Source organism: Pseudomonas sp. C11, assembly GCF_034683865.1.
GTDB lineage: Bacteria > Pseudomonadota > Gammaproteobacteria > Pseudomonadales > Pseudomonadaceae > Aquipseudomonas.
Map to the genome: position 1 here is coordinate 408,214 of NZ_JAWIIP010000002.1, position 26,133 is coordinate 434,346.

Annotated in this window: 20 protein-coding genes and 1 pseudogene; 5 read left to right on the forward strand and 16 right to left on the reverse strand. The window is 63.5% G+C overall.

Annotated elements, in window-relative coordinates; translation table 11 throughout:
- Nucleotides 1-8: 8 nt before the first annotated feature.
- Both VC352_RS04940 and VC352_RS04945 read left to right on the forward strand, forming a co-directional pair.
- Entirely contained in the window at nt 9-542 is a 534-nt protein-coding gene (locus VC352_RS04940; RefSeq protein WP_322978469.1) for a DUF3833 domain-containing protein, read from the forward strand.
- The gene (locus VC352_RS04945; protein WP_322978470.1) at nt 539-1,237 is read left to right on the forward strand and encodes an SDR family NAD(P)-dependent oxidoreductase; all 699 of its coding nucleotides are present in this window, start codon (nt 539-541) and stop codon (nt 1,235-1,237) included. Before VC352_RS04940 ends, VC352_RS04945 begins: the two co-directional genes overlap by 4 nt.
- Before the next feature lie 7 nt (nt 1,238-1,244).
- Here the strand turns inward: VC352_RS04945 and VC352_RS04950 are convergent, their stop codons facing one another.
- Complete coding sequence (locus VC352_RS04950; RefSeq protein ID WP_322978471.1) at nt 1,245-1,646, reverse strand: hypothetical protein; 402 nt, start codon at nt 1,644-1,646, stop codon at nt 1,245-1,247.
- Between the two features lie 892 nt (nt 1,647-2,538).
- On the opposite strand from VC352_RS04950, the gene VC352_RS04955 reads away from it, so the two are divergent.
- On the forward strand, nt 2,539-3,216 hold the full coding sequence (locus tag VC352_RS04955) for a DUF4197 domain-containing protein (RefSeq protein WP_322978472.1): 678 nt from the start codon (nt 2,539-2,541) through the stop codon (nt 3,214-3,216).
- Between the two features lie 55 nt (nt 3,217-3,271).
- On the opposite strand, the gene VC352_RS04960 is transcribed toward VC352_RS04955, so the two are convergent.
- The 6 genes and pseudogenes from VC352_RS04960 to VC352_RS04980 all read right to left on the reverse strand — a co-directional run bounded on the left by VC352_RS04960 (nt 3,272) and on the right by VC352_RS04980 (nt 10,292).
- Nucleotides 3,272-4,051 (reverse strand): EAL domain-containing protein, encoded by a 780-nt coding sequence (locus tag VC352_RS04960; RefSeq protein ID WP_322978473.1) that lies wholly within the window; start codon nt 4,049-4,051, stop codon nt 3,272-3,274.
- Between the two features lie 51 nt (nt 4,052-4,102).
- Nucleotides 4,103-4,966, reverse strand: coding sequence for a methyl-accepting chemotaxis protein (locus VC352_RS25310; protein ID WP_416340098.1), 864 nt, complete (start codon nt 4,964-4,966; stop codon nt 4,103-4,105).
- Nucleotides 4,958-5,734: pseudogene (locus VC352_RS25315) on the reverse strand (CHASE3 domain-containing protein); the annotation flags it as partial. The gene VC352_RS25310 and the pseudogene VC352_RS25315, both read right to left, overlap by 9 nt.
- Before the next feature lie 295 nt (nt 5,735-6,029).
- Complete coding sequence (acs, locus tag VC352_RS04970; protein ID WP_322978475.1) at nt 6,030-7,991, reverse strand: acetate--CoA ligase; 1,962 nt, start codon at nt 7,989-7,991, stop codon at nt 6,030-6,032.
- 242 nt (nt 7,992-8,233) lie between these two features.
- Entirely contained in the window at nt 8,234-9,253 is a 1,020-nt protein-coding gene (locus VC352_RS04975; protein WP_322978476.1) for a TRAP transporter substrate-binding protein, read from the reverse strand.
- Nucleotides 9,254-9,371: 118 nt separating this feature from the next.
- A complete protein-coding gene (locus VC352_RS04980) occupies nt 9,372-10,292 on the reverse strand; it encodes a LysR family transcriptional regulator (protein WP_322978477.1) in 921 nt (306 codons plus the stop codon).
- Between the two features lie 167 nt (nt 10,293-10,459).
- On the opposite strand from VC352_RS04980, the gene VC352_RS04985 reads away from it, so the two are divergent.
- Together VC352_RS04985 and VC352_RS04990 are read left to right on the forward strand one after the other, a co-directional pair.
- Nucleotides 10,460-11,662, forward strand: a complete 1,203-nt coding sequence (locus VC352_RS04985) for a CaiB/BaiF CoA-transferase family protein (RefSeq protein WP_322978478.1) — start codon at nt 10,460-10,462, stop codon at nt 11,660-11,662.
- Nucleotides 11,663-11,913: 251 nt separating this feature from the next.
- On the forward strand, nt 11,914-12,849 hold the full coding sequence (locus VC352_RS04990) for a hydroxymethylglutaryl-CoA lyase (RefSeq protein ID WP_322978479.1): 936 nt from the start codon (nt 11,914-11,916) through the stop codon (nt 12,847-12,849).
- Between the two features lie 149 nt (nt 12,850-12,998).
- Here the strand turns inward: VC352_RS04990 and VC352_RS04995 are convergent, their stop codons facing one another.
- The 9 genes from VC352_RS04995 to VC352_RS05035 form a co-directional block, all read right to left on the reverse strand.
- Nucleotides 12,999-14,525, reverse strand: coding sequence for a DHA2 family efflux MFS transporter permease subunit (locus tag VC352_RS04995; RefSeq protein WP_322978480.1), 1,527 nt, complete (start codon nt 14,523-14,525; stop codon nt 12,999-13,001).
- A gap of 1 nt (nt 14,526) precedes the next feature.
- Nucleotides 14,527-15,714, reverse strand: a complete 1,188-nt coding sequence (locus VC352_RS05000) for an efflux RND transporter periplasmic adaptor subunit (protein WP_322978481.1) — start codon at nt 15,712-15,714, stop codon at nt 14,527-14,529.
- Nucleotides 15,715-15,723: 9 nt separating this feature from the next.
- On the reverse strand, nt 15,724-17,169 hold the full coding sequence (locus VC352_RS05005) for an efflux transporter outer membrane subunit (protein WP_322978482.1): 1,446 nt from the start codon (nt 17,167-17,169) through the stop codon (nt 15,724-15,726).
- The gene (locus tag VC352_RS05010) at nt 17,169-17,636 is read right to left on the reverse strand and encodes a MarR family winged helix-turn-helix transcriptional regulator (RefSeq protein WP_322978483.1); all 468 of its coding nucleotides are present in this window, start codon (nt 17,634-17,636) and stop codon (nt 17,169-17,171) included. Before VC352_RS05010 ends, VC352_RS05005 begins: the two co-directional genes overlap by 1 nt.
- Before the next feature lie 468 nt (nt 17,637-18,104).
- Nucleotides 18,105-19,658 carry a sigma-54-dependent transcriptional regulator gene (locus tag VC352_RS05015; protein ID WP_322978484.1) on the reverse strand — a complete coding sequence of 518 codons (1,554 nt, stop codon included), beginning with the start codon at nt 19,656-19,658 and terminating at the stop codon, nt 18,105-18,107.
- 152 nt (nt 19,659-19,810) lie between these two features.
- Entirely contained in the window at nt 19,811-22,885 is a 3,075-nt protein-coding gene (locus tag VC352_RS05020; protein WP_322978485.1) for an efflux RND transporter permease subunit, read from the reverse strand.
- Nucleotides 22,882-23,964 (reverse strand): efflux RND transporter periplasmic adaptor subunit, encoded by a 1,083-nt coding sequence (locus VC352_RS05025; protein WP_322978486.1) that lies wholly within the window; start codon nt 23,962-23,964, stop codon nt 22,882-22,884. The genes VC352_RS05020 and VC352_RS05025 overlap by 4 nt, the downstream gene beginning before the upstream one ends.
- Nucleotides 23,961-24,962, reverse strand: coding sequence for an efflux RND transporter periplasmic adaptor subunit (locus tag VC352_RS05030; RefSeq protein ID WP_322978487.1), 1,002 nt, complete (start codon nt 24,960-24,962; stop codon nt 23,961-23,963). The genes VC352_RS05025 and VC352_RS05030 overlap by 4 nt, the downstream gene beginning before the upstream one ends.
- A 145-nt stretch (nt 24,963-25,107) precedes the next feature.
- Complete coding sequence (locus VC352_RS05035) at nt 25,108-25,968, reverse strand: alpha/beta hydrolase (protein ID WP_322978488.1); 861 nt, start codon at nt 25,966-25,968, stop codon at nt 25,108-25,110.
- Nucleotides 25,969-26,133 lie beyond the last annotated feature (165 nt).

Genomic DNA, 26,133 nt, shown 5'->3' on the forward strand with positions numbered 1-26,133 from the left:
GGTATTCCATGAAAGCCCTGTTGATGGTGCTCGCCAGCCTGCTGCTGATCAGTTGTGGCCAGGTGCCGGTCGAGCGCTACGCCAACGAGAAACCGGCTCTGGATCTGCCGACCTTCTTCTCCGGCCCTGTACAGGCCTGGGGTATGTTCCAGGATCGTTCCGGTGAGGTGATCAAACGCTTCCATGTAAACATCGAGAGCCGCCGCGAGGGCGACAAGCTGATCCTCGATGAGCGCTTCCTCTACAGTGACGGCACCCGCCAGCGCCGGGTCTGGACGCTGACGCCCGACGGCACGGGCCGCTGGATCGGTACTGCCGGCGATGTGGTCGGTGAGGCCATCGGCGAAGTCGCCGGCAATGCCCTGCACTGGCGCTACTACCTCAACCTGCCGGTGGATGACAGCACCTACGTCGTCCATTTCGATGACTGGATGTACCTGATGGACGACGACACCATGGTCAACCGCTCGGTGATGAGCAAATTTGGCATCGAACTCGGCCAGGTGACGCTGTTCTTCCGTCGCGGCGCAGCCCAGCCATGAACCTGACCAGCCTGGGCAACGGCTATAAGGCACTGGTGATCGGCGCCAGCGGCACCCTTGGCCAGGCCTTCTGCCAATTGCTGCGCGCCGATGACAACTGCGCCAGCGTACGTGAACTGAGCCGCAGCAGTACGCCGGCACTCGATCTGGAAGACCCGCAGAGTATTGCCACTGCCGCTGAAGCGCTTGCTGACGAAGGGCCTTTCCAGCTTATTTTGCACACCGCAGGGCTGCTGCATCGCCCTGGCATCGCCCCGGAGAAAAGCCTCAACGCCATTGAGGCCGATGCCTTGCAGGCGGTGTTTCAGGTCAATGCCCTGGGTCCGGCGCTGGTGCTGCGTCACTTCCTGCCGCTGCTCGATAAACAGGGCGCCATGGCCATGCTCTCGGCCAAGGTCGGCAGCATCGGCGACAACCGCCTGGGCGGCTGGTACGCCTACCGCGCGTCCAAGGCCGCGCTGAACATGCTGATCAAGACCGCCGCCATCGAACTGGCGCGCAGCAAGCCCAAGGCGCGGCTGCTCAGCCTGCACCCCGGCACGGTGATCTCCCCGCTGTCGCAACCCTTTCGCGGCGCCACAGCCGCGCGACCGGCAGACCTGGCCGCCGCGCAAATGCTGCAGGTGATCGACAGCCTCGGCCCCGAGCACAGCGGCAGCTTCCACGCCTACGATGGACAGCCACTGCCCTGGTGAAGATCAGTTACAAACCACCGAACAGATCGAAGGAATCCAGCAGGCGCCAGGCGATTTCTGGGTTCTTTTCCATGGCTCGGCGGATGGCGGCAGGAATGCTCTGCCGGGTCTTGCGGCACAAACCAGGATGCGCGTCGAAGCGCATGTGAATGCCGCGCATGCTGCGAACCTCACCATGGCTCGGCTCGATATGCAGGCGAATGCCGAGGTTCTCGAACATGCGCTGTTGCATGCGTTCGAGGTCTTCCAGGCTTTGCAGGTTCTCGAGGCGCTCGAGCAGGCGCTGCTCTTCGCTGCGCGTCAGCAGCAACACGCGCGTGTCGGCGCCCGGGACCTGCAACAGCTCGTCGCGCTGGCAGTCGCAGGCGCCTGGTGGGCAGGAGTTTCGCAGGGGGAGCGGTGAATTCATGGTTCTGATCATAGCCATAGCCAGGCGAGCTGCCCATCCATGGCTACCGGCTGGCTGACGTCATGAACATGTTGCGGGGAATGCTGGCTTGATACCGGACTAGCAAATTTGTGTTTTTTGGTGTCTGTTCCGAATTGCCGCGTTTTTGTTGATGTTTTTGGTTTTGCCCTCCCGGGCAAGTTACTTTGCGGGCAAAGTAACCAAACCCTTCCGCCCGTTCATCCGGCCCTCGCTGCGCCAGGGTTCGCTCACTCCATCGCCGTTCCAGAGGCCCGCCGCGAAGGGCCATCCCTGGCCCATCGCGGCTCTCGCGACGTCCATGTCGCTCGACCTCTTCCACGACGATTCCGTTCGCCCTCCTGGACGGGCTCTGCGCGCGCCTGAACCTGAAGTAACTCAGGTGGAGCTGGGAGTGCTCTGGCAAGAGCAATAGCAAACCGCAGTGGTCCTCGAATCAAACCCGTAGTCTCAGGCGCGCGACTGGCCCCTTCAGGAGGGTGAGCGCAATCGTTGCGTAGAGGGGCGAGCAGCATGGATGCTGCGAGAGGCGTAATGGGCCAGGGATGGCCCATGTACGCCGACCCTCGTAGCGACGATGGAGCGAACGAACCCCGGCGCAGCCGGGGCCGGATGATGGGGTGCGCTTTCTTTTGCTTACTTTTCTTTGCGCACTTCAAAGAAAAGTGAGTCGCCCGAGGGGGCGAAACCCGGAATGTCTGAACACACCGAAGCGGCGTCCAGAACACCAAAAACATAAACCTGCCAGTCCAATATCACCCCCAACTTCCCCACCCTTTCAAAAAGAACCCTGCAAGCCTTCAGCACCAACGCAGCCGATTTCCCACCAGCCTGTTAAGCTCGAAACATTCCCCCCGATGCAAGGAACACCACCATGCTGCGCCTCACCACCCTAGCTGCCGGTCTGCTGCTCTCGGCCAACGTCTTCGCCCTGTCCCTCTCCGACCTGAGCCAGCAGGACGCCAGCGGCGGCCTCAAGGATGCGCTGATCCAGGGCGCGCAGGTGGCGGTCAAGCAACTGGGCACGCCAGGCGGCTTCAGCAACAACCCCGACGTGCGCATCGAACTACCCGGCAAGCTCGGCAAAGCCGCCAAGACCATGAAGATGATGGGCATGGGCGCACAGGTCGATCAGCTCGAAGAGAGCATGAACAAGGCCGCCGAAGCCGCCGTGCCTCAGGCCCAGGCACTGCTGGTCGATGCAGTGAAGAAGATGACCGTGGCCGACGCCAAGGCCATCCTCAGCGGGGGTAACGACTCGGCCACGCAGTACCTGAACAAGAGCAGCCGCGAGCAGATCCGCGCCAAGTTCCTGCCCATCGTCAAGCAGGCCACCGACAAGGTCGGTCTGGCCCAGCAGTACAACGCCTTCGCCAGCCAGGCGGCCAGTTTCGGCGTGGTCGATGCGAAGAACGCCACGGCCGAAGGCTACGTCACCGAGCAGGCACTCAACGGCCTGTTCGAGATGATCGCCAAGCAGGAAACCAGCATCCGTGAGAACCCGGCCGCAGCCGCCACCAGCCTGGCGAAGAAGGTCTTCGGCGCACTCTAAGTCCTCACGCGCACACTAAAACGCCCTGATGATCAGGGCGTTTTTCGTTGCAGCATCAGGGCAAGCAGAGCCTGTCGGTCTGTGGTCTGGCGAAAAGGAAACCCTGCATGTAGCGGATGCCCAATTCGAGCAAGGCGTCGCGCTCCCCGGCCGTTTCGATGCCTTCGGCGATGATGCGAATGCCCAGGCGCTGCGCCACCAGGACGATGCCGGCAACGATGGCCTGACGCACGTCGTCCTGGTCGATGCCCCGGGTCAGGGCCATGTCCAGCTTGAGGATGTGCGGCTGGAACTCAGCCAGCAGGTTGAGCCCGGAATAGCCGGCGCCGAAGTCGTCGATGGCCGTGGTAAAGCCCTGACGGCCATACTCGGTGAAGATTTGCTTGAGGTGCTCGGCATCGTGGATACGCTCGCCCTCGGTGACCTCGAACATCAACCGTTCCTGCGGAAAGGCGAAGCGTCTGGCTGCCTCCAACGTCGCGCGAATACAGGTTTCGGCGCGATAGACCGCATTGGGCAGGAAGTTGATGCTCAGCAGGCAATCCGGGATATCGAGCAAGCCCAGCGTGGCGGCCTGCTCGATGGCCTTGACCCGACAGGCCTGGTCGAAACGATAGCGATTGCTGTCGTTGACCCAGCCCAGCACCTCACCGGCAGACTCTCCGTTGCAGCCTCGCACCAGAGCCTCATAGGCGAACGGCCGCCGCTCCTCGATATCGACGATCAACTGAAACGCCATGGTGAAGTCGAAACCCAGGGCCTCAGCGTTTCGACACTCGGCGCATCCCACAGCCCGGAATGGCTGAGGAAAGATACTCTGGCTGGCAATACCCATCTGTGCTTCCTTATCGGGACCACCCTTGGTGGCTAGCTATTGTGAGCCTAGTCAAAAGCGGAAGAACGCGACATTTTTCTCCAGAGACACCGCCAACTGCTGCAGCTCGTGCGCCGTTCGCGAGGTATCGCTCACCGCTTCGCTGTTTTCCTGCGACATCTGCGCGATGCGCTCGACGTTGCGCGCCACGTCCTGGCTGGCAACGGTCTGTTCGCGCAGCGCCAGGGAGATCTGATCGACCACGCCGACGACGCGCCCGGAGGCATTACGGATGCTGACGATAGCATCGCCTGCCCGGCCGGCCTGCACCAGGCCACCGTTGACCTGTTGCACGCCAACCTCCATGTTGCTCACGGCGTTGCGTGTGCCGGTCTGGATCTTCTTGATCATCTCGGTGATCTCCTGGGTGGAGTTGGCCGTGCGCTGCGCCAGCAGGCGCACCTCGTCGGCGACCACGGCGAAGCCGCGCCCCTGCTCGCCAGCCCGAGCCGCCTCGATGGCCGCGTTGAGGGCCAGCAGGTTGGTCTGGTCGGCGATCTCCCTGATCACGTTGACGATGGAGGAAATCTGATCCGAATGCTGACCCAGTTCGGCGATCTGCGTGGCCGCGCCCTGCACGGTATCGGCGATGCGCTGCATGCTGCCCAGCGTCTCCTGGATCACCGCACCGCCGTCGGCTGACTGACGCCCCGACTCGCTGGACAACTCATGCGCCTCGTTGGCGTTGTCGGCCACGTGGTTGATGCTCACGGTCAGTTCCTCGACCGTCGCCGCCATGCTCGATGCCGCGTGCGACTGCTCCTGGGCGGAAACCGACAGTTGGCTCGACGCACTGGAAATGTTCTGCGCCGAAGCCACCAATTGCCCCGCTCCCGCGCGAATCTGCCCGATCATCTCGCGCAGGCGCTCCTGCATGGTGGCGAAGGCATCGAGCAGCACACCGATCTCGTCGCGGCCAGCCCGCTCGATAGTGGAATCGAGCCGACCTTCGGCGATCTTGCGCGCGATCTCGACCGCCTGCTGCAGACGCCCGGAGATGCTGCGCGACATCAGGAAGGCCACGCTCATGGCCAACAACGTGGCGATCACCCCACCCACCAGCAGGATGGTCAGCGACAGCGACTTGGCCGCGTTCATCGAGTCCGTACGACTCTCCAGCAGCGCGCGTTCCTCCCCCTGCAGCTCGCCGATGATCCGCCGCATGGCGTCCATCTTGACCTTGGCGCCACCGGCCGACACATGCTCGACCAGAGCGTCGAAGGTCTTCTGCCCCGACGTCACCTGGCGGCGCAGATCGAGATTGGTCTTGATCTCCTCGTTCAGCCACTGGTCATGCAGCGCCTGAATCTCGCCAAGGCGCCGCTGTTGGGTCGGGTTGTCACGCGTCAACTGGCGCAGTTGCGCCAAGTGCCCCTGAAAATCCTTCTCGCCTGCATCCATTGGCCCCAGAAACTGGTCGCGCCCGGTGATGAGGAACCCACGTGCACCGGTTTCGATATTGATCAGGCTGGCCAGCAGGTCAGCCGACTCGTTGATCACGTTATAGGTATGAATATTGTGCTTGACCGCGCTATCGACCTGATCGAAGCCACGCCAGGTGCTGAGCACCAGCAGCAGAATGACCAGCAATACGACGCCGAATCCGCTGTACAACTTCTGCGACATGCTGAGATTGGCAAACATGGGCACCCCTGAGTCGAAAGTGAGTTGCAGGCGCACACCATCGCGCCCTGAGCCATTTCAGTGCCCAGAGGGGTAAGACGGGATGCGAACGGAATGAATACGGTGGATCGGCCAGGAATCTGGCACCCGGCCATTATGCACATCGATACAACAGTTGTACAAAATTTTATTTACGTATAACTAATTTTCGTTGCAAACAGATCAGGCGCTTGCTCGGTATCCAGGAACGGGTACCCGAGAATGAAAAACCCCGCCGGGCTTTTGGCCGGGCGGGGTTTTCGGGTGCCGTTGCCGATCAGGCGCAGGCGGTTTGCATCTGCTTGTGCGTGTCGATGAGGTGCTGCACCACGCCAGGATCGGCCAGCGTGGAAATGTCGCCGAGTGCATCGTATTCGGCGGTGGCGATCTTGCGCAGGATACGGCGCATGATCTTGCCCGAACGGGTCTTGGGCAAGCCGGGTGCCCACTGGATCACGTCAGGCGTGGCGATCGGGCCGATTTCCTTGCGTACCCAGTTGCGCAGTTCCTGACGCAGTTGCTCGGAGGACTCCTCGCCAGCGTTCAGGGTGACGTAGACGTAGATGCCCTGTCCCTTGATGTCGTGCGGCACACCGACCACCGCCGCCTCGGCGACTTTCGGGTGGGCGACCATGGCGCTCTCGATCTCGGCGGTACCCATGCGGTGGCCGGAAACGTTGAGCACATCGTCGACGCGCCCGGTGATCCACCAGTAGCCGTCTTCGTCGCGACGCGCACCGTCACCGGTGAAGTACATGCCCTTGAAGGTCTTGAAGTAGGTATCGACGAAGCGGTCGTGGTCGCCGAACAGGGTGCGCGCCTGGCCCGGCCAGGAGTCGATGATCACCAGGTTGCCTTCGGCCGGCCCATCGATGATGTTGCCCAGGTTGTCCACCAGCGCCGGCTGTACGCCGAAGAACGGCCGTGCGGCAGAGCCCGGCTTGAGGCCATGTGCGCCCGGCAGCGGGGTCATCAGGCAGGCACCGGTTTCGGTCTGCCACCAGGTGTCGACGATCGGGCAACGGCTCTGACCGACGTTCTCGTAGTACCACTGCCAGGCTTCCGGGTTGATCGGCTCACCGACCGAACCGAGCAGGCGCAAGCTGGAGCCGTCGGCGCCTTCGACCGCGGCCTTGCCCTCGGCCATCATGGCGCGAATGGCGGTCGGTGCGGTGTAGAGAATGTTGACCTTGTGTTTGTCGACGATCTTGGCAACGCGGGAAACGTTCGGATAGTTCGGCACGCCTTCGAACATCACGGTGGTCGCGCCGTTGGCCAGCGGGCCGTAGACCAGGTAGGTATGACCGGTGACCCAGCCGATGTCGGCGGTGCACCAGAAAACCTCGCCCGGGCGGTAGTCGAACACACGCTCATGGGTCAGCGAGGCGTATACCAGGTAGCCGCCTGTGGTGTGCAGCACGCCTTTCGGCTTACCGGTGGAGCCGGAGGTGTAGAGGATGAACAGGGCTTCTTCGGCACCCATTTCCTTCGGCGCACAGACGCTGCCGGCAACCTTCATCAAGTCTTCGTACCAGATGTCGCGATGCTGGTTCCACTTGATCTGGCCACCGGTGCGGTTGACCACGATGATCTTCTGCACGCTGTTGGTTTCGGGGTTGGTCAGCGCGTCGTCGACGTTGGCTTTCAGCGGCACCTTCTTGCCACCGCGTACGCCTTCGTCGGCGGTGATCACCACCTTGGATTTGCAGTCGATGATACGACCGGCCAGGGCCTCGGGCGAGAAGCCGCCGAACACCACTGAGTGGATGGCACCGATGCGCGCGCAGGCCAGCATGGCCACGACAGCTTCCGGGATCATCGGCATGTAGATGGTCACCACGTCGCCGCGGTGAATGTCCTGGCCGCGCAGGGCGTTGGCGAACTTGCACACTTGCTCGTGCAGCTCGCGGTAAGTGATTTCCCGGTGCTCGGACGGATCGTCGCCTTCCCAGATGATCGCGACCTGGTCGCCACGCGTTTCCAGGTGACGGTCGAGGCAGTTGTAGGAGACGTTCAGGGTGCCGTCGGCGTACCACTTGATGTCGACGTGGTGGTCGTCGAAGGAGGTCTGCTTGACCTTGTCGTAGGGCTTGACCCAATCGATGCGCTTGCCCTGCTCACGCCAGAAACCCTCGGGGTTGACCACCGACTGTTGGTACATGGCCTTGTAGGTGGCCTCGTCGGTCAGTGTCCGCGCGGCCACTTCGGGACGCACAGGGTAAAGGGACGCAGCACTCATGGAATCACCTCGACGGGGAAGTTGTTTTTGTATGGTGCCTTTTGTATCCCCCGACCCTCCGTGAGGCCATTCGACCATGGTCTTACCAGGCTAAGACCATGGTCGTGAGGCTCTACCGGGCGCATGCCGAGCCAACTCGGCAGGGCCATGAACACGTCGAAAATGCAGAGCGCACTGGGGCGTCGCTCAGCCAACGAGCAAAACGGCGCGATGTGCGCCGTCCTGATCTGCCCCCCGCAGGCTTAGTGCTGGTTCGCGGCCTGCGCGGCCTTGATCACATCAGCGCCGATCTCGGCCTCGAACTTCTTCCAGGCCGGGCGCACGGCGTCACGCCACTTCGCGCGCTGCTCCGGTGTCAGAGTAATGATCTCGCTCTTGCCGGTGTCGAGGATCGCCTGACGGGCTTCGGCGTTCAGCGCCTCGGCCTGCTTGTTCACCTCGACGGTCACCTCGTCGACGATCTGTTCCAGCTCGCTGCGGATATCCCCCGGCAGGCCGTTCCAGAACTGGGTGTTGGTGATCAGCAGGTAGTTGCCGATGGCATGGTTGGACTCGGTCATGTACTTCTGCACCTCGAAGTACTTCTGCGAGTAGATGTTCGACCAGGGGTTGTCCTGGGCGTTGACCACCCCGGTCTGCAGGCCCTGATAGATCTCGGCGAAACTCATCTTGCGCGGTACGGCGCGCAAGGCGCTGTACTGCGCGGCCTGCAGATCGGACGGCTGCACGCGGAACTTCAGACCTCGGGCATCGGCCGGCTCACGCAGCGGCTTGTTGGCAGTGAACTGGCGCATGCCATTGAGCCAGTAGGCCAGGCCGGTGATGCCCTTGCTCTCCATCGACTTGAGCAGCGCCTTGCCCTTGTCCGAAGCCTGGAAGCGCTGCGCGGCGGCCACGTCATCGAACAGGAACATCATGTCGAACAGCTGCAGTTGCTTGGTGTATTGCTCCAGCTTGGACGGTGCCGGCGCCAGCATCTGCACTTCATTGAGCAGCAGCGCTTCCATTTCCTTGCCATCGCCATACAGCGAGGAGTTGGAGTAGACATCGACCTTGACCTTGCCGGCCAGGCGCTCCTCCACCAGCTTCTTGAACAGCAGTGCGCCCTGACCCTTGGGCGTGCTGTCGGCGGTGATATGGGAAAACTTGATCAAGATCGGGGCGGTCGGCTGCGACTCGGCTGCGTATGCCGACACTGCACCAAGCAGCGCACAACCGGCGAGCACGCCGGCCAGGCCACGACGGACGAATGAGAACTTCATGGAGAGCTCCTGTTGTTTTTGTCTGAGCGTCGAGGGCGGATCGCCGTCGATTGCCCCGGACTCTACTGCGGTGCCCTCCATGCTGAAATTCACATTTGAACAACCGAGCCTTCGGCATTCACGAAGGCAGCGCTGAAATAGCCTCTGTCGACGAGCTACTGCGCAGGTGATCGAGCATCTGCTTCGCGGTCAGCGAAAGGGTGTCCTGGTTGCGCACCGCCACCTTGAGTTCGCGCCGGGCCCAGGGGTCGTGCAGCGGGATCACCCGCACATCCAGCGCCGGTAGGTAGGTACGCACCGCCAGATCCGGCAACACGCCGACGCCCATACCGGTGTGGATCATCCGGCAGATGGCCTCGAAGCTGCGCACCTGGATGCGCAGGCGCAGGGCCACGCCCTGGCTGTGCGCCGAGTGCTGCAGCAGGCTGTGCAGGGAAGCGTCCTGCTGCAGGCCGATGAAATCGAAGCCCACTGCCTCGCGCAGGAACAGGCCGTCGCGTTCGGCCAGGGGATGCTCGCGTGGAGTGACCAGTACCAACTGGTCGTGGCGGTAGGTGAATACCTGCAGATCCTCGGCCGGCACATGTCCGGCGAAGATGCCGATATCGGTCAGCCCCTCGCGCACGGCGCGAATGGTTTCGCTACTGACGCGCTCCTCCAGATCGATCTTCACCTGCGGGTGCAGGCGGCTGAAGCCGGCCAGATCCTCGGGCAGGAACTCGATCACCGCCGAGGTGTTGGCGTGGATGCGCACATGGCCCTTCACTCCCTCGCTGAATTCGCTGAGGTCGGCGTTGAGCTGTTCGAGGTTGTCCATCATGTTGCGCGCGTGGTGCAGCAGCGCATGGCCCGCCGGGGTCAGCTCGACGCCCTTGGGCTGGCGATAGAGCAAGGCGATACCGAGCTGATTTTCCAGGTCACTGACGCGCTTGCTCACCGCCGCCAGGGCCAGGTGCTCGCGCTCGGCGGCGCGGGTCAGGCTGCGCTCGTCGGCGATGGCGACGAACAGTTTGAGGGTGACGAAATCGATACGGCGCATGGGGTCTCCATTTCGTGCCTGGCGAAGCGATGCTGCCAGGAAGCTGATTTACAGCATGCCACTTCGCGATACGCGAAGCCTAGCTTGGCCATTGGGCAATTGTCGGCACCGCGCCGCTGCGCCATCCTGCGCACCACGAGAAACGCACAGGCAAATCAGGTGCAGCCATGACTCAAAACAACACCAGCAACATGGCCCTGCTGGGGCTCAAGGTGATCGAGATGGGCCAGCTCATCGCCGGCCCCTTCGCCAGCAAACTGCTCGGCGAATTCGGCGCCGACGTGATCAAGATCGAGCCGCCGGGCGTCGGCGACCCGCTGCGCAAATGGCGCAAGATCAAGGACGGCACCTCGCTCTGGTGGCACGTGCAGTCGCGCAACAAGCGCTCGCTGACCCTCGACCTGAAGCAGGCCGAAGCCCAGGACATCGTGCGTAAGCTGGTAGCCGAGGCAGACGTGCTGGTGGAGAACTTCCGCCCCGGCACGCTGGAAGGCTGGGGCCTGGGGTATGACGCGCTGAAGGCGATCAACCCGCGGCTGATCATGCTGCGCATCTCCGGTTACGGGCAGACCGGCCCCTACCGCGACCTGCCCGGTTTCGGCGTGATCGGCGAAGCCATGGGCGGCCTGCGCCACCTCTCCGGCTACCCCGGCCAGGCGCCGGTGCGCGTCGGTATCAGCATTGGCGATTCGCTGTCCTCGCTGTACGGCGTGATCGGCGTGCTGCTGGCCCTGCAGGAGCGTGCGCGCAGCGGCGAAGGCCAGGAAATCGACGTGGCGCTGTACGAGTCGGTGTTCGCCATGATGGAAAGTCTGATTCCCGAATACGACGCCTTTGGCTATATCCGCGAGCCGGCCGGCAGCGCCCTGCCCGGCATCACGCCGTCCAACTCCTACCCGTGCAACGACGGCAGCTACGTGCTGATCGCCGGTAATGGCGACAGCATCTACAAACGCCTGATGAGCCTGATCGGCCGCGACGACCTGGGCAACGACCCGCGCCTGGCGCAGAACGACGGGCGCAGCCAGCATGCCGAGCTGATCGACGGTTCCATTGCCGAATGGAGCGCCCAGCGCAGCCGCGATGAAGTGATCGAAGCGCTCAAGGGCGCCCGCGTGCCGGCCGGCTACCCCTACACCGCCGCCGACATCGTGCAGGATCCGCACTACCTGGCGCGGCAGATGATCGAGCAGGTGCAGACCAGCGTCGGCCCGCTCAAGGTGCCGGGCGTGCTGCCCAAACTCAGCCGCACGCCGGGCCGTATCGGCACCGGCGGCCCGCAGTTGGGCGAGCACAACGACGACATTCTCGCCGGCCTTGGCCTGAGCGAGGAACAGGTCGCAGGTCTGCGCGAGCGCGGAATTATTTAACGGCAGCTACAGCGTAGGGTGCGCCGTGCGCACCAGTCCGTAGCCCGGATGAAATCCGGGATTTGCCGACGCATTTTCCCGGATTGAATCCGGGCTACAAGGCCTGCTGAGTACCCGTAGGGTGGACAACGCGAAGCTTGTCCACCACCGCCCCATCAACCAGGGCACCTAGATCACGCCTGCAATCACTCGATGATCGCAAGGGTGGATGAAAAGAGCGTCATCCCCCTACTACCCACCAGGATTCCCTCATGACAAAACGCCTTTACATCCAGGACGTCGCCACCCGCGACGGCTTCCAGATCGAAGCCGCCTTCATACCCACTGAAGACAAGATCGCCCTGATCGATCGCCTGTCCTGCACCGGCTTGGCGAAGATCGAGGTGACCTCCTTCACCTCGCCCAAGGCCATCCCCAACCTGCGCGATGCCGAAGAAGTGATGCGCGGCATCCAGCGTGTGGCAGGCGTCGAGTACACCGTGCTGGTGCCCAACGTGAAGGGCTGCGAACGCGCATTGTCCTGCGAGGTGGACGAGATCAATCTGGTGATGTCGGCCAGCGACACCCACGGCCTGGCCAACCTGCGCATGACGCCGGAACAGTCGCTGGCGCAGTTCGCCGAGATCATCGAAGTGACGCGCGGCAGCGGCGTATTTATCAACGCCTCGCTGTCGACCACTTTCGGTTGCCCCTTCGAGGGCGAGGTGCCCGAAGCCCGCGTATACGAGCTGACCGAGCGCCTGCTGGAGATCGGCGTGCAGGGCGTGACTCTGTGCGACACCACCGGTATGGCTGATCCGGCGCAGGTCGAGCGCATCTGCCGCGAAGCCTTGCAGCGCTGGCCGGAAGCGGTGTTCACCGCGCACTTTCACAACACCCGTGGCATGGGTCTGGCCAATGCCCTGGCGGCGCTGAATGCCGGCATCGACCGCTTTGACGCCTCGCTCGGTGGTCTTGGTGGCTGCCCCTATGCACCGGGCGCCAGCGGCAATATCTGCACCGAAGATCTGGTGCATATGTTCCAGCGCATGGGCCTGGACACCGGCGTGAACCTCGATGCCCTGCTCGAAGCCGCCGCCACCCTGCCCGACCTGATCGGCCACGACGTACCGGGCGCCATCCTCAAGGCCGGCAAGGCGGATCGTCGTTATCCCAAGCCAAAGTGGATGACCGAAGGCGAAGCCTGATGCAACAACCGACCATCGCGCGGTGACCAGCATCGCTTTCGCGCCGGGACGGCGCTCCTACACGGCTGCCAGGCGGCTCGCGGTCGTGTAGGAGCCGCGACCTCGCGGCGAATCGTGAGTGCGGCGCCGTAATCGCAGGCAAGCCGCGATCAATGCCCGCCCCCCGCCTCCGCGCCCTTGGCCGAGAACGGCGGTTTGGCCAGACAGATGATCAGGATCAGGCCGAAGAACAGCCAGCCAAGCAGGGTGAAGTAGTCCACCGTGGAGAGCATGTAGGCCTGGCTTTCCACCACCCGGTCGATCTGCGCATAGGCTGACTGCGAGGCACCGCCAAGCTGCTCCAGGTAATGCTGGGTGGCCGGGTCATAGGCGGTGACGTGCTCGGTCAGTTGCGCGTGGTGATAAATCTCCCGGCGATGCCAGATCCAAGTGGTCAGCGACGAGGCGAAGCTGCCCCCCAGCACACGCAGGAAGGTAGCCAGGCCCGAGCCGTCAGCGATGTCCTTGGGCGGCAGGCTGGAGAGCAGGATGCTGGTAGTGGGCATGAAGAACAGCGCCACGCCCAGCCCCATGAACACCTGCACCTCGGCGATATGCCGGTAGTCCACCTCGGTGTTGAACGAGGCACGCATGAAGCACGAGGCGCCGATCACCAGGAACGAAGCACCGGACAACAGGCGCAGGTCGACCTTGTGCGCGAACTTGCCCACCAGTGGCGACAGGAACAGCGGCAGGATGCCGATGGGCGCCGCCGCCAGCCCGGCCCAGATCGGCGTGTAGCCCAGTTGGGTCTGCAACCACTGCGGCAACAGCAGGTTGATGCCGAAGAAGCCGGAGTAGCCCAGCACCAGCGCCAAGGTGCCGAAGGTGAAGTTGCGGTACATGAACAGGCGCAGGTTGATGATCGGGTGCTTGTCGGTCAGCTCCCAGATCACCAACGCCACCAGCGACACCACCGAGATGGCGGTGCCGATCTGGATGAAGGTGGACTCGAACCAGTCCAGGTCGTTGCCCTTGTCGAGCACCACCTGCAGCACGCCGACGCCGAGCACCAGCAGCATCAGCCCCACGTAGTCGATAGGCTGGTGCTGGGTGACTTCAGGGCGGCTGCGTAACTGCGCCCAGACCACCAGGGTGGCGAGAATGCCGATCGGTACGTTGATGAAGAAGATCCACGGCCAGCTATAGCTGTCGGTGATCCAGCCGCCGGCAATCGGCCCGATGATCGGCGCCACCACCGTGACCATCGCCAGCAGCGCCAGGGCCATGCCGCGCTTGGCACTGGGGAAGATCGCCAGCAGCAGTGTCTGCGCCATCGGATACAGCGGTCCGGCCACCAGCCCCTGCAGCGCGCGGAACGCCACCAATTCGGGCATGGAACGGGCGATGCCGCAGAGAAACGAGGTGATCACGAACAGCACCACGGCGGCGAGGAACAGCTTCACCTCGCCGAAACGCCGCGCCAGCCAGCCAGTCAGCGGCAAGGCGATGGCATTGCACACGGCGAACGAGGTGATCACCCAGGTGCCCTGCTCCGAGCTGACCCCGAGGTTGCCGGAAATGGTCGGCAGCGCGACGTTGGCGATGGTGGTGTCGAGCACCTGCATGAAGGTCGCCAGGGAGATGCCGATGGTGGCCAGCAGCATGCTGGCCGGGCGGAAATTGGCGTCGCTCATCTCAGCCCTGCTTCGTCGCAACGGCGTTCTGCGGGCCGTTGTCGTGAATGATGCGCTCGATCAGCGCGTCGGCTTCGCCCAGCGAGGCGTCGTACACCGCAGTGCTGAAGCGCGCCTGCTTGGGCATCTGGCTGGTCAGCTGGGCGCCGCTCTGGTCATGCAGATCGACGGTCACCGTGGTCGACAGGCCGATACGCAGCGGATGCTTCTCCAGCGCTTCGTCGTCCAGGCGGATACGCACCGGCAGGCGCTGGACGATCTTGATCCAGTTGCCGCTGGCGTTCTGCGCTGGCAGCAGCGAAAACGCGCTACCGGTGCCCACACCAAGGCTTTCGACGTGGCCCTGGTAGGTCACGTCATCACCATACAGGTCAGCTTCGACGGTCACCGGCTGGCCGATGCGCATCTCGCGCAGCTGGGTTTCCTTGAAGTTGGCGTCGATCCACACCTCATGCAACGGCACCACGGCCATCAGCGCGGCGCCGGGCTGGATGCGGCTGCCGACCTGCACCGAACGCTGTGCCACGTAGCCGCTGACCGGCGCCACCAGTGTGCTGCGGGCATTGTTGAGGAAGGCCTGGCGCAACTGCGCGGCGGCACTCTTCACGTCCGGGTGCGAGGCGATCACGGTGTCGTCGACCAGCGCCTGGTTGGTGTCCAGTTGCTGCTGGGCAGACGTCAGGGCGCTCTGCGCGCTGTTCAGGGTATCGCGGGCATGCGCCAGCTCCTCGCGGGAAATCGCCCCCTTGCTGGCCAGGGCCACCCGGCGCTGGTAGTCGGCCTGCGCGCGTTGTACATCGATCCTGCGCGAGGCCACCTGGGCCTTGTAGCTGTCGACGTTGCTGTACAGCCCGCGTACCTGGCGCACGGTGCGCGCCAGGTTGGCCTCGGCACTCTGCTGGGCCACCTGGGTGTCGGCCGGGTCGAGCCAGACCAGCGGCTGGCCAGCTTCGACATAATCGCCGTCATCCACGGCGATACGGGTCACGGTACCGGTGATCTGCGGGGTGATCTGCACCAGGTTACCGCCGACATAGGCATCATCGGTTTCTTCGTAGAAACGCCCGTACAGCTCCTGGTAGGCGAAGATCGCCGCGCTGCACAGCACGATAACGGCGCCCAGGCCCAGCAGCAGACGTTTGCGCGAGCCTGAGTTCTCGGTGGTGGGAGTAGTTTGAGAGTCGGTCATGGCGAGTGCTCAGCGTGCGGAAGTGGATGACGGGGTGGCGGCCTCGAAGCCACCACCGAGGGCCTGCATCAGCAGCACCGAAGCGTCGATACGCTCGGCTTGCAGGCTGGCCAGTTGGCGTTCGCTCTGCAGCAGTTGCTGCTCGACACTCAGGGCATCGAGGTAGTTGCCGATGCCATCGGCATAGCGCTGCATGGCGATGTCGTAGGAGCTGCGGGCGATGTCACGGGCCCGTTGCTGTTGCTCGATCTGCCGCTGCAGGGAGTGGATGCGCTGGATCACGTCACCGATATCCCCCAGCGCAGTCACCAGCGTCTGGTTGTACTGCGCCACGGCCAGGTCGTAGTCGGCATCGCGCCCGGCCAGCGCCGCGCGGCGCGCGCCACCATCGAAGATCGGCAGGCTCAGCGCTGGCGCGATACTGAAGAAGCGGCTGGCCCCGCCGAACATGGCATCGCCGAGCAGCGACTTGCTGCCAGCGGCCACGCTCAGGTTGAGATTGGGATAGAAGTCGGCCTTGCCGGCATCGATGTCACGGCTGGCTGCCTCGACGCGCCAGCGTGCCGCCACCAGGTCGGGACGCCGGCCGATGAGCTCGGCCGGCACGTTGGCCGGCAGGCTCACGGCGCTGGGCGCGATCAGTTGCGGGCGTGGCAAGCTGGCGCCGCGATCCGGGCCCTGGCCGAGCATCACCGCCAGGCGAATGCGTGCACTCTGCACCTGCTGGGTGGCGGCCGTCAGGCTGGCTTCGGCAGCGGCTTCCAGGCTCTGGGTCTGCTGCAACTGGTATTCGCTGTCGAGGCCGGCTTCGACCCGGCTGCGGCCCAGTTGGAGCATGTCACGGCTGCGCTTGAGATCCTGCTCGGCCAGATCCTGGGTGGCGTAGGCCAGGCCCAGATCGTTGTAGGCGCGGGCCACCTCGGCGGCCAGGGTCAGGCGTGCGCCCTGTTGATCCACCTCGCTGGCACGGGCACGGCCGAGCGCCGCTTCCCAGGCAGCGCGCTCGCCGCCCCACAGATCGAAGTGGTAGCTCCCGTCCAGGGACAGGCTGCGCAAAGTGCTGTAGCGATCGCCCTGCCCGGTGGGGTCGTCGACCCGCGCCAAGCGGGAACGGGTCACCCCGGCATTGCCAGTCAGAGTCGGCTGGCGCTGGGCATCGGCCGCCAGCACGGCGGCATTGGCCTGGCGGGCACGGGCATCGGCAACCTGCAGATCCGGGTTGCTGCGCAGGGCCTCGTCGATCAGTGCATCGAGCTGTGGATCGCCCAGGCGATTCCACCAGTCACTGGCCGGCCAGGCCGCTGGCGACAGCTTGCCACTGAAGGTCGGCCCCTGAAGGCTGGCAGCATCCAGGGCCTGCCCCTGAGTATGCAGACCATGAGGGGAAGCACAGGCGGCCAGCAACAGCGCGCTGAAAAGCAGGGACAAGGGGGTACGCAACGGCATGGTGTTCATCATTCTCCTGGCTGCTGCGGCAAGGCATCGGCAGCCATCAGCATCTTTTTCATCAGGCGTTGGAATTCGTCGAGTTCGGCGCGCGTCAGGCAGCCGGTCAGCTCATTGGTGGCGTCCGCCGCGATCTGCGGCACCTGTACGCCGAGTGCCTCGCCGGCCTCGGTCAGACGCAGGTAAACCTGGCGGCGGTCTGCCTGGCTGCGCTCACGGGTCAGCAGGCCCTTCTGCTCCAGGCGATCGAGCATGCGGGTCATGGCCCCACTGTCGAGATTGAGCAGGCGCACCAGCTCGGCCGGGGTGCTGGCGCGCTGCTGGCTGACCAGCAGCACCACCTTGAATTGCGCGGCGGTGACCTGGTGATCCACCAGGTGACGCTCGATCATTCGATCCTTGAGCTGGTTGATCAGAGCGATCAGGTGCCCGGGAGAATGCTGCAGCGAGAAACGTTCACGATCGAAATGTGGCATTGGCGATTACCTGCTCAGGCAGTGATTGCCAGGCACAATACTGCCTAGGCAGAGATATGCCCAATCACAGTTGGTAATATTCGACATCGATGCCTGACATATTTAGAAATATCCAGGGGACAAGAGACTGACTCTCGGAAGCTGGACGAGTTCAGCGCGCGCCCTCTGGATGCACAGGTGTGACGGGCTTTACCTGGCGCCCCTCCTGACTGCCCAGAGACTCCAAAGCTGTCAGGCATGCGTGAGCACAGCAGACAGGGCGCAACGCAGATAAAGCGACCTGAGCAAGACGCCCAGGCAAACCAGAGGGCAAAAAAAAGGGCGACCAACTGGTCGCCCGCCCATTCAAGGCATTCCTCAAGAGGAATGCGGAAACGCTTGCACCCAAATCACGCAGGATCATTGGGACGGCCTCAGTGTCGCTGCAGGTGCCTGCCCTGCCTATTGCACCAAGGTCGTAGGTCGCGACTATTCCTTGCCCAGGCCGTGCTGGCGCAGCTTGTTGGCGATGGTGGTGTGGGAAACCCCGAGTCGCTTGCCCAGTTGGCGGCTGCTCGGGTGCTCGTGATACAGGCGCTCCAGCACCGCCTTCTCGAAGCGGCCGAGAATGTCATCCAGGCTGCCGTCGACCGAGAACTCACCCAGCGGCTGTGGTGCGCCGTAATCCGGCAGGCGGATGTGCTCGGCCTTCACCGTACCGCCTTCGCACAGTGAAACCGCCTGGAACAGCACGTTCTCCAGTTGCCGCACGTTGCCTGGCCAGTGGTAATGGGCCATGCGCTCGAACGCCTGCGGCGCCAGCTTGGGTAAGGCGCAACCGATCTGCCGGCTGGCCGAATCGAGAAAGTGCTCCACCAGCGGCGCCAGGCCGTCGAGGCATTCACGCAGCGGCGGAATGTGCAGGCTGAGCACGTTGAGGCGATGGTAGAGATCCTGGCGGAACTCGCCACGGGCGCACAGCTCGGACAGATCCACCTGGGTAGCACAGAACACCCGTACATCCAGGTACACCTCTTCGTCGCTGCCCACGCGACGGAAGCAGCCGTCCTGCAGAAAGCGCAGCAGCTTGGCCTGCAGGCGCGGGCTCATCTCGCCGACGCCATCGAGGAACAGCGTGCCGCCGGCGGTCAGTTCCAGCAGGCCGAGCTTGCCTTCCGGGCGCGCCCCTTCGAAGGCGCCCGGGCCATAACCGAACAGCTCGGTCTCGGCCATGGATTCGGGCAAGCCGGCGCAGTTGAGCGCCATGAACGGTGACTGCCCGCGCGGGCTGGCCAGGTGGCAGGCGCGCGCCAGCAGTTCCTTGCCGGTACCGGTTTCGCCCTCGATCAGCAAGGGCGCATCCAGCGGCGCCATGCGCCGCGCCTCGCGCACTACGGCCGCCATGACCTTGGAGCTTTGAAAGATCGAGTCGAAGCCGCGCAGTTCCTGTTTGCGCACGTGGTAGATACGCTCACCGACCCGGTCGGCGCGGTGCAGGGTCAGCACTGCGCCGGCCAGCGCCTCGCTGTCGTCATGCTCGTTCTGCAGCGGTGCAATATCGGCGAGGAACACATCGCCCTTGATCTTCACCCGCAGGCCATTGATCCGCGCCTTGTTGGCACGCACCAGCTCGGGCAGGTCGAAATCCTCGGCATAACGCGACAGCGCCATGCCCGGCACCTCATCCACACGCACGCCGAGCAACTGCGCGGCACTGCGGTTGGCCGCGACGATGGAGCCGCCCATGTCGATCGACAGCACCGGAAAATCCAATGCACCGAGCAAGGCATTGAGTTCCAGGTGACGGCGCTCGCTGGGCATCAGGCCGACCCGTTTTACGCCGAACACACCGGGAATGGCTTCGAATTTCGGCCGCAGCGACTGGAACTGCAGATTAATCAGGTTCGGGCAATGCAGGTAGATGGCATTGCCCTGCTCGCCCCCCACTTCGCCGCGGGCCACGTTGATGCCATAGTCGACCAGCAGGTTGAGCATGTCGCGCAGGATGCCGACCCGGTTCTGGCAATGAACCTTAATACGCATGGCAATCCTCCGGGCGATGCCCCACCGGCATTCGGCGGGAAGAAACTTGAAAATCAACAACGATCAATGGTCTTTATCCTTGTGTGAGAGGACGCCACGCCCGAAGGCGCAACGCCCGTGACCATTTTGTGCACGCTCATGCATTACTTGGCTCAGAGCACCTCTTGTCTTGCACTCCCCTCCCGCACCTCGGCGCCCTGCGCATGGCAGAGCAGGTACAACGCCGGCAGGAAGAACAGGGTGAGCACCGTCGCCACGGCAATGCCACCGATCATGGCATAGGCCATCGGCCCCCAGAATGCCTCACGGGCGATGGGAATCATCGCCAGGCCGGAGGCTGCTGCCGTCAGCAGAATCGGCCGGCAGCGGTGTTCGGTGGCGCTGACCACGGCTTGCTGCAGGGCCAGCCCCTGCTGGCGGAAGAGTTCGACCTGAGTGACCAGAATCACCGAGTTGCGCACGATGATGCCGATCAGCGCCAGCACGCCGAGGATGGCGACAAAACCCAGGGGCGAGCCCGTGATCAGCAAGGCACCGACCACACCGATCAGTCCCAGCGGCGCCACGCTCAGTACCAGCAAGACCTGTTTCACGTTCTGCAACTGGATCATCAGCAAGGTCACCATCAGAAACAGCATCCACGGGACGACACGCAGGATCGGCGCCTGTGACCGCGCACTGGCTTCTACCGCGCCGCCGACCGTCACCTTGTAGCGCCCTGGCAACTGCGCGGCAAAGTCCTCGACCGCCGGGCGCAGTTGTTCTACCAGCGCATCGGGCTGCAGCTTGCCGACGATGTTCGCTTTCAGGGTGATGGTCGGCTGGCGGTCACGTCGCCACACCAGTGGCTGCGCCTGCTCGTAACGGATACTAGCGAATGCCAGTAGCGGAATCGATTCACCCGTACGAGCCGAAGGTATCTGCAAGCTACCGAGCAGCTCCGGCGACTGCCGCTCATCGGCCTGCGCCCGAGCCACCACGTCGACCAGATGGATGCCGTCACGAATCTGCGTGACGCTGGAACCGGTTATCACGCTGTTGAGGATTTGCGCGGTGTCCTGCGAGGACAGACCGAACTGCCGCGCCTTGTCCTGATCGATGTCGATGCGCAGCACCTTGGCCGGCTCGTTCCAGTCGTACACCACCTGGCCGATGTTCGGATTGCTGTCGATGACAGCCGCCAGGCGCATGGCCTCGCGCCGCACCTGCTCGATATCGGGGCCACTGACCCGGTACTGGATCGGCCAGCCCACCGGCGGCCCCATATTCAGCGGCTGCACGTTGAAACCGATCCCAACGAACTCCTGGCGCAAGCGCTCGCGCAACCGGGCGAGCAAGCGATCACGCGCCTCGCCGCCCTGGCTGACGATCACCACCTGGCCATAGAACGGGTTGCTCAGTTGCTGATCCAGCGGCAGGTAGAAACGCACGGCGCCCTTGCCGACGTAGGAGCTCCAGCGCAGCACGTCCGGATCATCGGCCAGGGCTTGCTCGAAGCGATCCATCGTAGCGTGCGTGGCATTGATCGAGCCCTGTTGGGGCAGATGAAAGTCCACGAGAATCTCCGGTCGATCCGAGTCGGGGAAGAACTGCCGCTGTAGCAGCGGCGTCGCCGCCAGAGAGAGGGCGAAGACCAGCAAGGTCAGGCCCACCGTCCAGTTGCGATGACGCAACGCCAACGCCAGCCAGCCGGAGAACCATTGCTCCCAACGACGCTGGCCATGCACCTCGGGCCGCTCCGGACGACGCAGCAAGTACACGCCAAGCAGGGGCGCAAAGACCACCGCCACCAGCCAGGACAGCAGCAGCGCAATCGCGATCACTGCGAACATGGTGAACACGTACTCCCCGGCTGAGCTGGCATTGAGGCCAATGGGCACGAAACCGGCGACCGTCACCAGCGTGCCCGTGAGCATGGGAAAAGCCGTCGAGGTGTAGGCATGGGTGGCCGCCTGCGGCAGCGAATCGCCGGCTTCGATGCGCTTGATCATCATCTCCACGGTGATCATGGCATCGTCCACCAGCAGTCCCAGAGCGATGATCAGCGCCCCCAGGGAAATACGCTGCAGGGTGATGCCGCTGTAGGACATGAACAGAAATACCATGGCCAACACCAGCGGGATGGAGCACGCCACCACCAGCCCGGCGCGCAGGCCGAGGCTGATGAAACTGACCACCAGCACGATCAGCACCGCCTCGAACAGCGCCTTGGTGAAAGTACCGATGGCCTTGTCCACCACCTGCGCCTGACTGGAGACCAGATGGACATCCAGCCCGAGCGGCAGATCGCTGGTCAGCTCATTGATGCGCTGCTGCAGGGCCGCACCGAAATCCTGAATATTGCCGCCGGCCTGCATGGCCACGGCCAGGCCGATGGCCGCCTGGCCGTTGTAGCGGAACAGCGAAGACGGAGGTTGTGCGTAACCACGCTCGATACGGGCCAGATCGCTCAGGCGCAGCAAGCGGTCACCGAAACGCAGGCTGATGGCTTCGAGATCCGCCTCGCTGGCGAAGGCACCGCTGGCCTGCACGGCGATACGCTCCTGCTCGCCATCGATGAGCCCCGCCGGAGTCACCACGTTCTGCGCCTGCAGGCTCTGGATCACCTGGCGCAGATCGATACCCAGAGCCGCCAGGCGGCGAATGGAAAAGTCCAGGTAGATGACCTCGGGCTGATTGCCGAGCAGCTCGACCTTGCCCAACCCCGGTACACCCTTGAGGCCCAGGCGCAGTTGCTCGGCGTAATCGCGCAACTGACGCGGAGAAAACCCTTCCCCGCTCAAGGCATAGATGTTGCCGAAGACATCGCCGAATTCATCGTTGAAAGCCGGCCCCTGCACGCCGCTCGGCAACTCGCCACGCAGATCCTGCATCTTCTTGCGCACCGCGTACCAGGCATCGGGAATCGCATGGGCGGGCGTCTCACTTTTGAGAAAGACGAACAGAGTGGCTTCACCGGCCAGGGTGTAACTGCGCACGTAATCCAGCGCGTCGATTTCCTCGAGCTTCTTCTCCAGGCGATCGGTGACCTGTTGCAGGGTTTCGTCCAGCGTCGCGCCGGGCCAGCGCGCCTGGATGACCATGGTCTTGATGGCGAACGCGGGATCCTCCTCGCGCCCCAGTTGCAGATAGGCGAAGCTGCCCATGAGCAACGTCACCAGCATGGCGTACCAGACCAGTATGCGATGACGCAGCGCCCAGCCGGACAGATTGAATCCTTCCCTCATGACCCACCACGCTCCTCGAGCCTGACCCGCTGCCCCTCCTGCAGCCTTGCGACACCGGCACTGACCACCCGGTCGCCGGGTTGCAGAACACTGCGTATACGCGCCTGCGCACCGTCGCGCTCGAGCACCTCGACTTCGATGGCCTGTACCTGCGAATGTTGCCTGTCGACCCGCCAGACGTACTGCTGCCCGGCGTGCGCCCACACGGCCGAAACCGGCACGAAGGGTTCAGCACTGGCGGGCGCCGGAACCAGTTCCACACTGACCAATGAGCCCAGATGAATGCCCGCTGGCAGTTGCTCCACGGCCAGCCTGACGCGTTGCACGCGAGTCCCGGCATCCAGCTGCGGATCGATCTGCCGTACCTGCGCCCAACTGCCCATGACCGGCTCGCTCATCGAGGCGACCCAGATACGCGGCGCCTTGTCCCGAGCCAGCTCGTTCACGCGCTGAGCGGGCAGATCGAACCACACCTCCAGGTTGTCCAGGCGCGCCAGACTGACCACCGGCGCACCACTGGCCAGCACCTGGCCAACCTCGGCATGCCAGGTCGTGACCACGCCATCGAACTCAGCCCTGACCTGGGTCTGCTGCAGATGCTCTTCGGCGCGATGCAAGGCGATGCGCGCCTGACGCAAGGTGGCCGCACGCACCTCGACCTCACTATTCAGTTGTTCGAGCCTGGCGACGCTACCGACACCCTGTTGGTGCAGCCCTTGATAACGCACCAGCTCGTCACGGGCATTGCGCCACAGCACCTCGGTGCGGGCGACCTCCCCCTGCGCGCTGCGCACTTCGCTCCGCTGGTCGCTGCTTTCCAACGTCGCCAGCAGTTGTCCACTGCGCACTCGCTCACCGACTTCGACCTGTCTGCTGAGCAGATGGCCACTCTGACGGAAGGCTGCGACCAGGTGATGACGCGGCTGCACGGTGCCGGTGAAACGCGCACTCAGCGGACGCACGGCAGCGACCACTTCATGGAACAGAACCGGGCGTACCACCTGCGTCGAAGGCGCCTGCTCACGGCAGGCCGCCAGCAAGACACACAACAGCACCAAGCAACCGCACGCCTGCTTCATGGCCCCGGCACCTGCTCAGACGCAGCGAGCACACTGGCAATCTCGACACGCTGCCCGGGGTAGAGCAGTTGCCCGCCGCGAGCCACGACCAGATCACCATCCTGCAGACCGGCTGCGATCAGTACCTGCCCGGCGTCGTAGCGCGCAACCTGCACCGGAACCAGGCTGACGCGTTGCTGAACATCTATCAGCCAGACCGCTGGCTGGCCCCGGTCACGACTCAAGGCAGCCCACGGCAACGCGACAACCCTGCCCAAGGGTTCGCCCAGACTCGCCGACACCACGGAGCCCAGCGGCCAGGCTCTGGCCTGCGCAGGCAGGCTGACACGCAGACGCACGGTGCCGGAGCGGCTGGATACGCTGGGGGCAATTTCCCGCAGGTGACCGACGACCGTTCCGGCCGGATCGCCCAACGCATGCACGGAGAGCGGTGCTCCGATCTGCAGCCCTGCAGGCAGGGCTTCGTACCAGTCGAATACCGCCTCAGGTGCGTCGTCATGCGCCAACGACAGCACCACCTGACCAGCCTGCACCACCTCGCCAGCCGATACCGCACGCGCGACCACCACAGCATCGGCCACCGCCAGCAGTTCGGCATCCGCCACGGCATCCGTGGCGACCTGACGCCGCGCCATGGCCGTCATCAACTCGGCCTCAGCGCCTTTCAGGGCGGCCTGGGATCGCTCGTACTCGCTGCGATTGGTGTAGCCCTTGGGCAACAGCCGTGCCTGCCGCGCATGATCGGCACGGGCCAGTGCGAGCTGTGCCTGCAGGGCCTGCACCTGCGCCTCGCTGGTCTCCAGAGTGGTGCGCAGCTCCAGAGGATCCAGCCGTCCCAGGAGTTGCCCAGCGACCACCCTGTCGCCGACATCGACCGGCAACAGCGTCACTTTCCCCGCGCTGGGGAAGGCAAGTTCACTGACGAAGCGGGCCTGAACGTCACCCGTCAAGACGGTTTGCACCACGGCGGGCAGCATCTCGACCCGTTGCGCCGTCACCCGCAGCACATTCTTTTGCGGCGGCGAATCTGCGGAACACCCGGCCAGCAGGGCGCCCCACATGCAGAGCGACGAAACAGAGCACAGCCTCAAGCGCGTTACAGCTTCCAATCCACCCATCATTCCCTATCGCGCCCTCTGCGAATCACACCAGCGAAGGCGACAGTTCCAGGTGTCTGGGCGCTGCAACCTCGGCCCCGAAAAAAGACAGCGCAGTCTTTCGCGAAGCCAACCAGGCCGCCTTGCTTTCCAAATCGAGAAAATGTCCCGCCTCCGGCACCACGACGAAATGGCTGTTGGCCACATAGTTGGCGAATTGCCGCGCGTCCGCTGCCGTCGTGTAATCGTCCCGCTCACCGTTGACGAACAATACCGGGATTTTTATCTGGGCAAAGCGCTCCACATAGTTTTTGGCACTGAGTTCACGAACCTGAGCGATATGAAACTCGATCTGCTGGTATTCGTGTTCCGCCAGGCTGATCAAATGCTTGAAGTTGTACAACTTGAACAGCCTGGGCAAATATTTGCCCACCGTATCGTTGAGCAGACTGCCGATCTTCTTCTTGTCGCGTGTCGCCAGGTAGGCCTGACCCTTGTCGAGATAATCGCGCATCGCGTCATTGATCACTGGCGAAAACGAACTGATGATCGCGCGCTCGACACTGGGCGGTGATTCGGCCAGCGCCAACATGGCCGATACGCCACCCCAAGACACCGAGAGCAGGCAATTAACCTGAAAACGCTCGATCAGATCGAGGATGATCCTGACTTCATCCTCCTTGCTCACAACATGCCCAGGTGTGTTGTGCTCACGAGACTTACCCGCAAAGGGAAGATCGAAAAGAACCAAGTTGAAGTAAGGCTGCAAGTATTTAACCGTCTGCCCAAACGATCCTGTCGTCGATAAAGCACCATTGATCAGCAAGACCGTCTTGGCCTCTTCGCCCCGCCAATACAGCTCGGTGTAAACATTGAAACCCGCCGCCTGCAGTACCTTCGTTTCCATGCCCTAGACTCCATAAACACAAACAATAAGCACGACCATTCTCATCCATGAACGCAGCGAATACGTCAAAAAAACGTCACAATCCAGAATGAAAGCTTCGTGAAAGGATTCAGCTCCTGCCCCACCCCAACAGGAACGGAAATTTTTATAGCCCAGAGCAATCAT

Coding starts and splice junctions, on each gene's coding strand:
- VC352_RS04940 (WP_322978469.1), top strand. CDS start 9: ATGAAAGCCCTGTTGATGGTGCTCGCCAGCCTGCTGCTGATCAGTTGT.
- VC352_RS04945 (WP_322978470.1), top strand. CDS start 539: ATGAACCTGACCAGCCTGGGCAACGGCTATAAGGCACTGGTGATCGGC.
- VC352_RS04950 (WP_322978471.1), bottom strand. CDS start 1,646: ATGAATTCACCGCTCCCCCTGCGAAACTCCTGCCCACCAGGCGCCTGC.
- VC352_RS04955 (WP_322978472.1), top strand. CDS start 2,539: ATGCTGCGCCTCACCACCCTAGCTGCCGGTCTGCTGCTCTCGGCCAAC.
- VC352_RS04960 (WP_322978473.1), bottom strand. CDS start 4,051: ATGGGTATTGCCAGCCAGAGTATCTTTCCTCAGCCATTCCGGGCTGTG.
- VC352_RS25310 (WP_416340098.1), bottom strand. CDS start 4,966: ATGCAGGAGCGCCTGCGCGAGATGATCGGGCAGATTCGCGCGGGAGCG.
- acs (WP_322978475.1), bottom strand. CDS start 7,991: ATGAGTGCTGCGTCCCTTTACCCTGTGCGTCCCGAAGTGGCCGCGCGG.
- VC352_RS04975 (WP_322978476.1), bottom strand. CDS start 9,253: ATGAAGTTCTCATTCGTCCGTCGTGGCCTGGCCGGCGTGCTCGCCGGT.
- VC352_RS04980 (WP_322978477.1), bottom strand. CDS start 10,292: ATGCGCCGTATCGATTTCGTCACCCTCAAACTGTTCGTCGCCATCGCC.
- VC352_RS04985 (WP_322978478.1), top strand. CDS start 10,460: ATGACTCAAAACAACACCAGCAACATGGCCCTGCTGGGGCTCAAGGTG.
- VC352_RS04990 (WP_322978479.1), top strand. CDS start 11,914: ATGACAAAACGCCTTTACATCCAGGACGTCGCCACCCGCGACGGCTTC.
- VC352_RS04995 (WP_322978480.1), bottom strand. CDS start 14,525: ATGAGCGACGCCAATTTCCGCCCGGCCAGCATGCTGCTGGCCACCATC.
- VC352_RS05000 (WP_322978481.1), bottom strand. CDS start 15,714: ATGACCGACTCTCAAACTACTCCCACCACCGAGAACTCAGGCTCGCGC.
- VC352_RS05005 (WP_322978482.1), bottom strand. CDS start 17,169: ATGAACACCATGCCGTTGCGTACCCCCTTGTCCCTGCTTTTCAGCGCG.
- VC352_RS05010 (WP_322978483.1), bottom strand. CDS start 17,636: ATGCCACATTTCGATCGTGAACGTTTCTCGCTGCAGCATTCTCCCGGG.
- VC352_RS05015 (WP_322978484.1), bottom strand. CDS start 19,658: ATGCGTATTAAGGTTCATTGCCAGAACCGGGTCGGCATCCTGCGCGAC.
- VC352_RS05020 (WP_322978485.1), bottom strand. CDS start 22,885: ATGAGGGAAGGATTCAATCTGTCCGGCTGGGCGCTGCGTCATCGCATA.
- VC352_RS05025 (WP_322978486.1), bottom strand. CDS start 23,964: ATGAAGCAGGCGTGCGGTTGCTTGGTGCTGTTGTGTGTCTTGCTGGCG.
- VC352_RS05035 (WP_322978488.1), bottom strand. CDS start 25,968: ATGGAAACGAAGGTACTGCAGGCGGCGGGTTTCAATGTTTACACCGAG.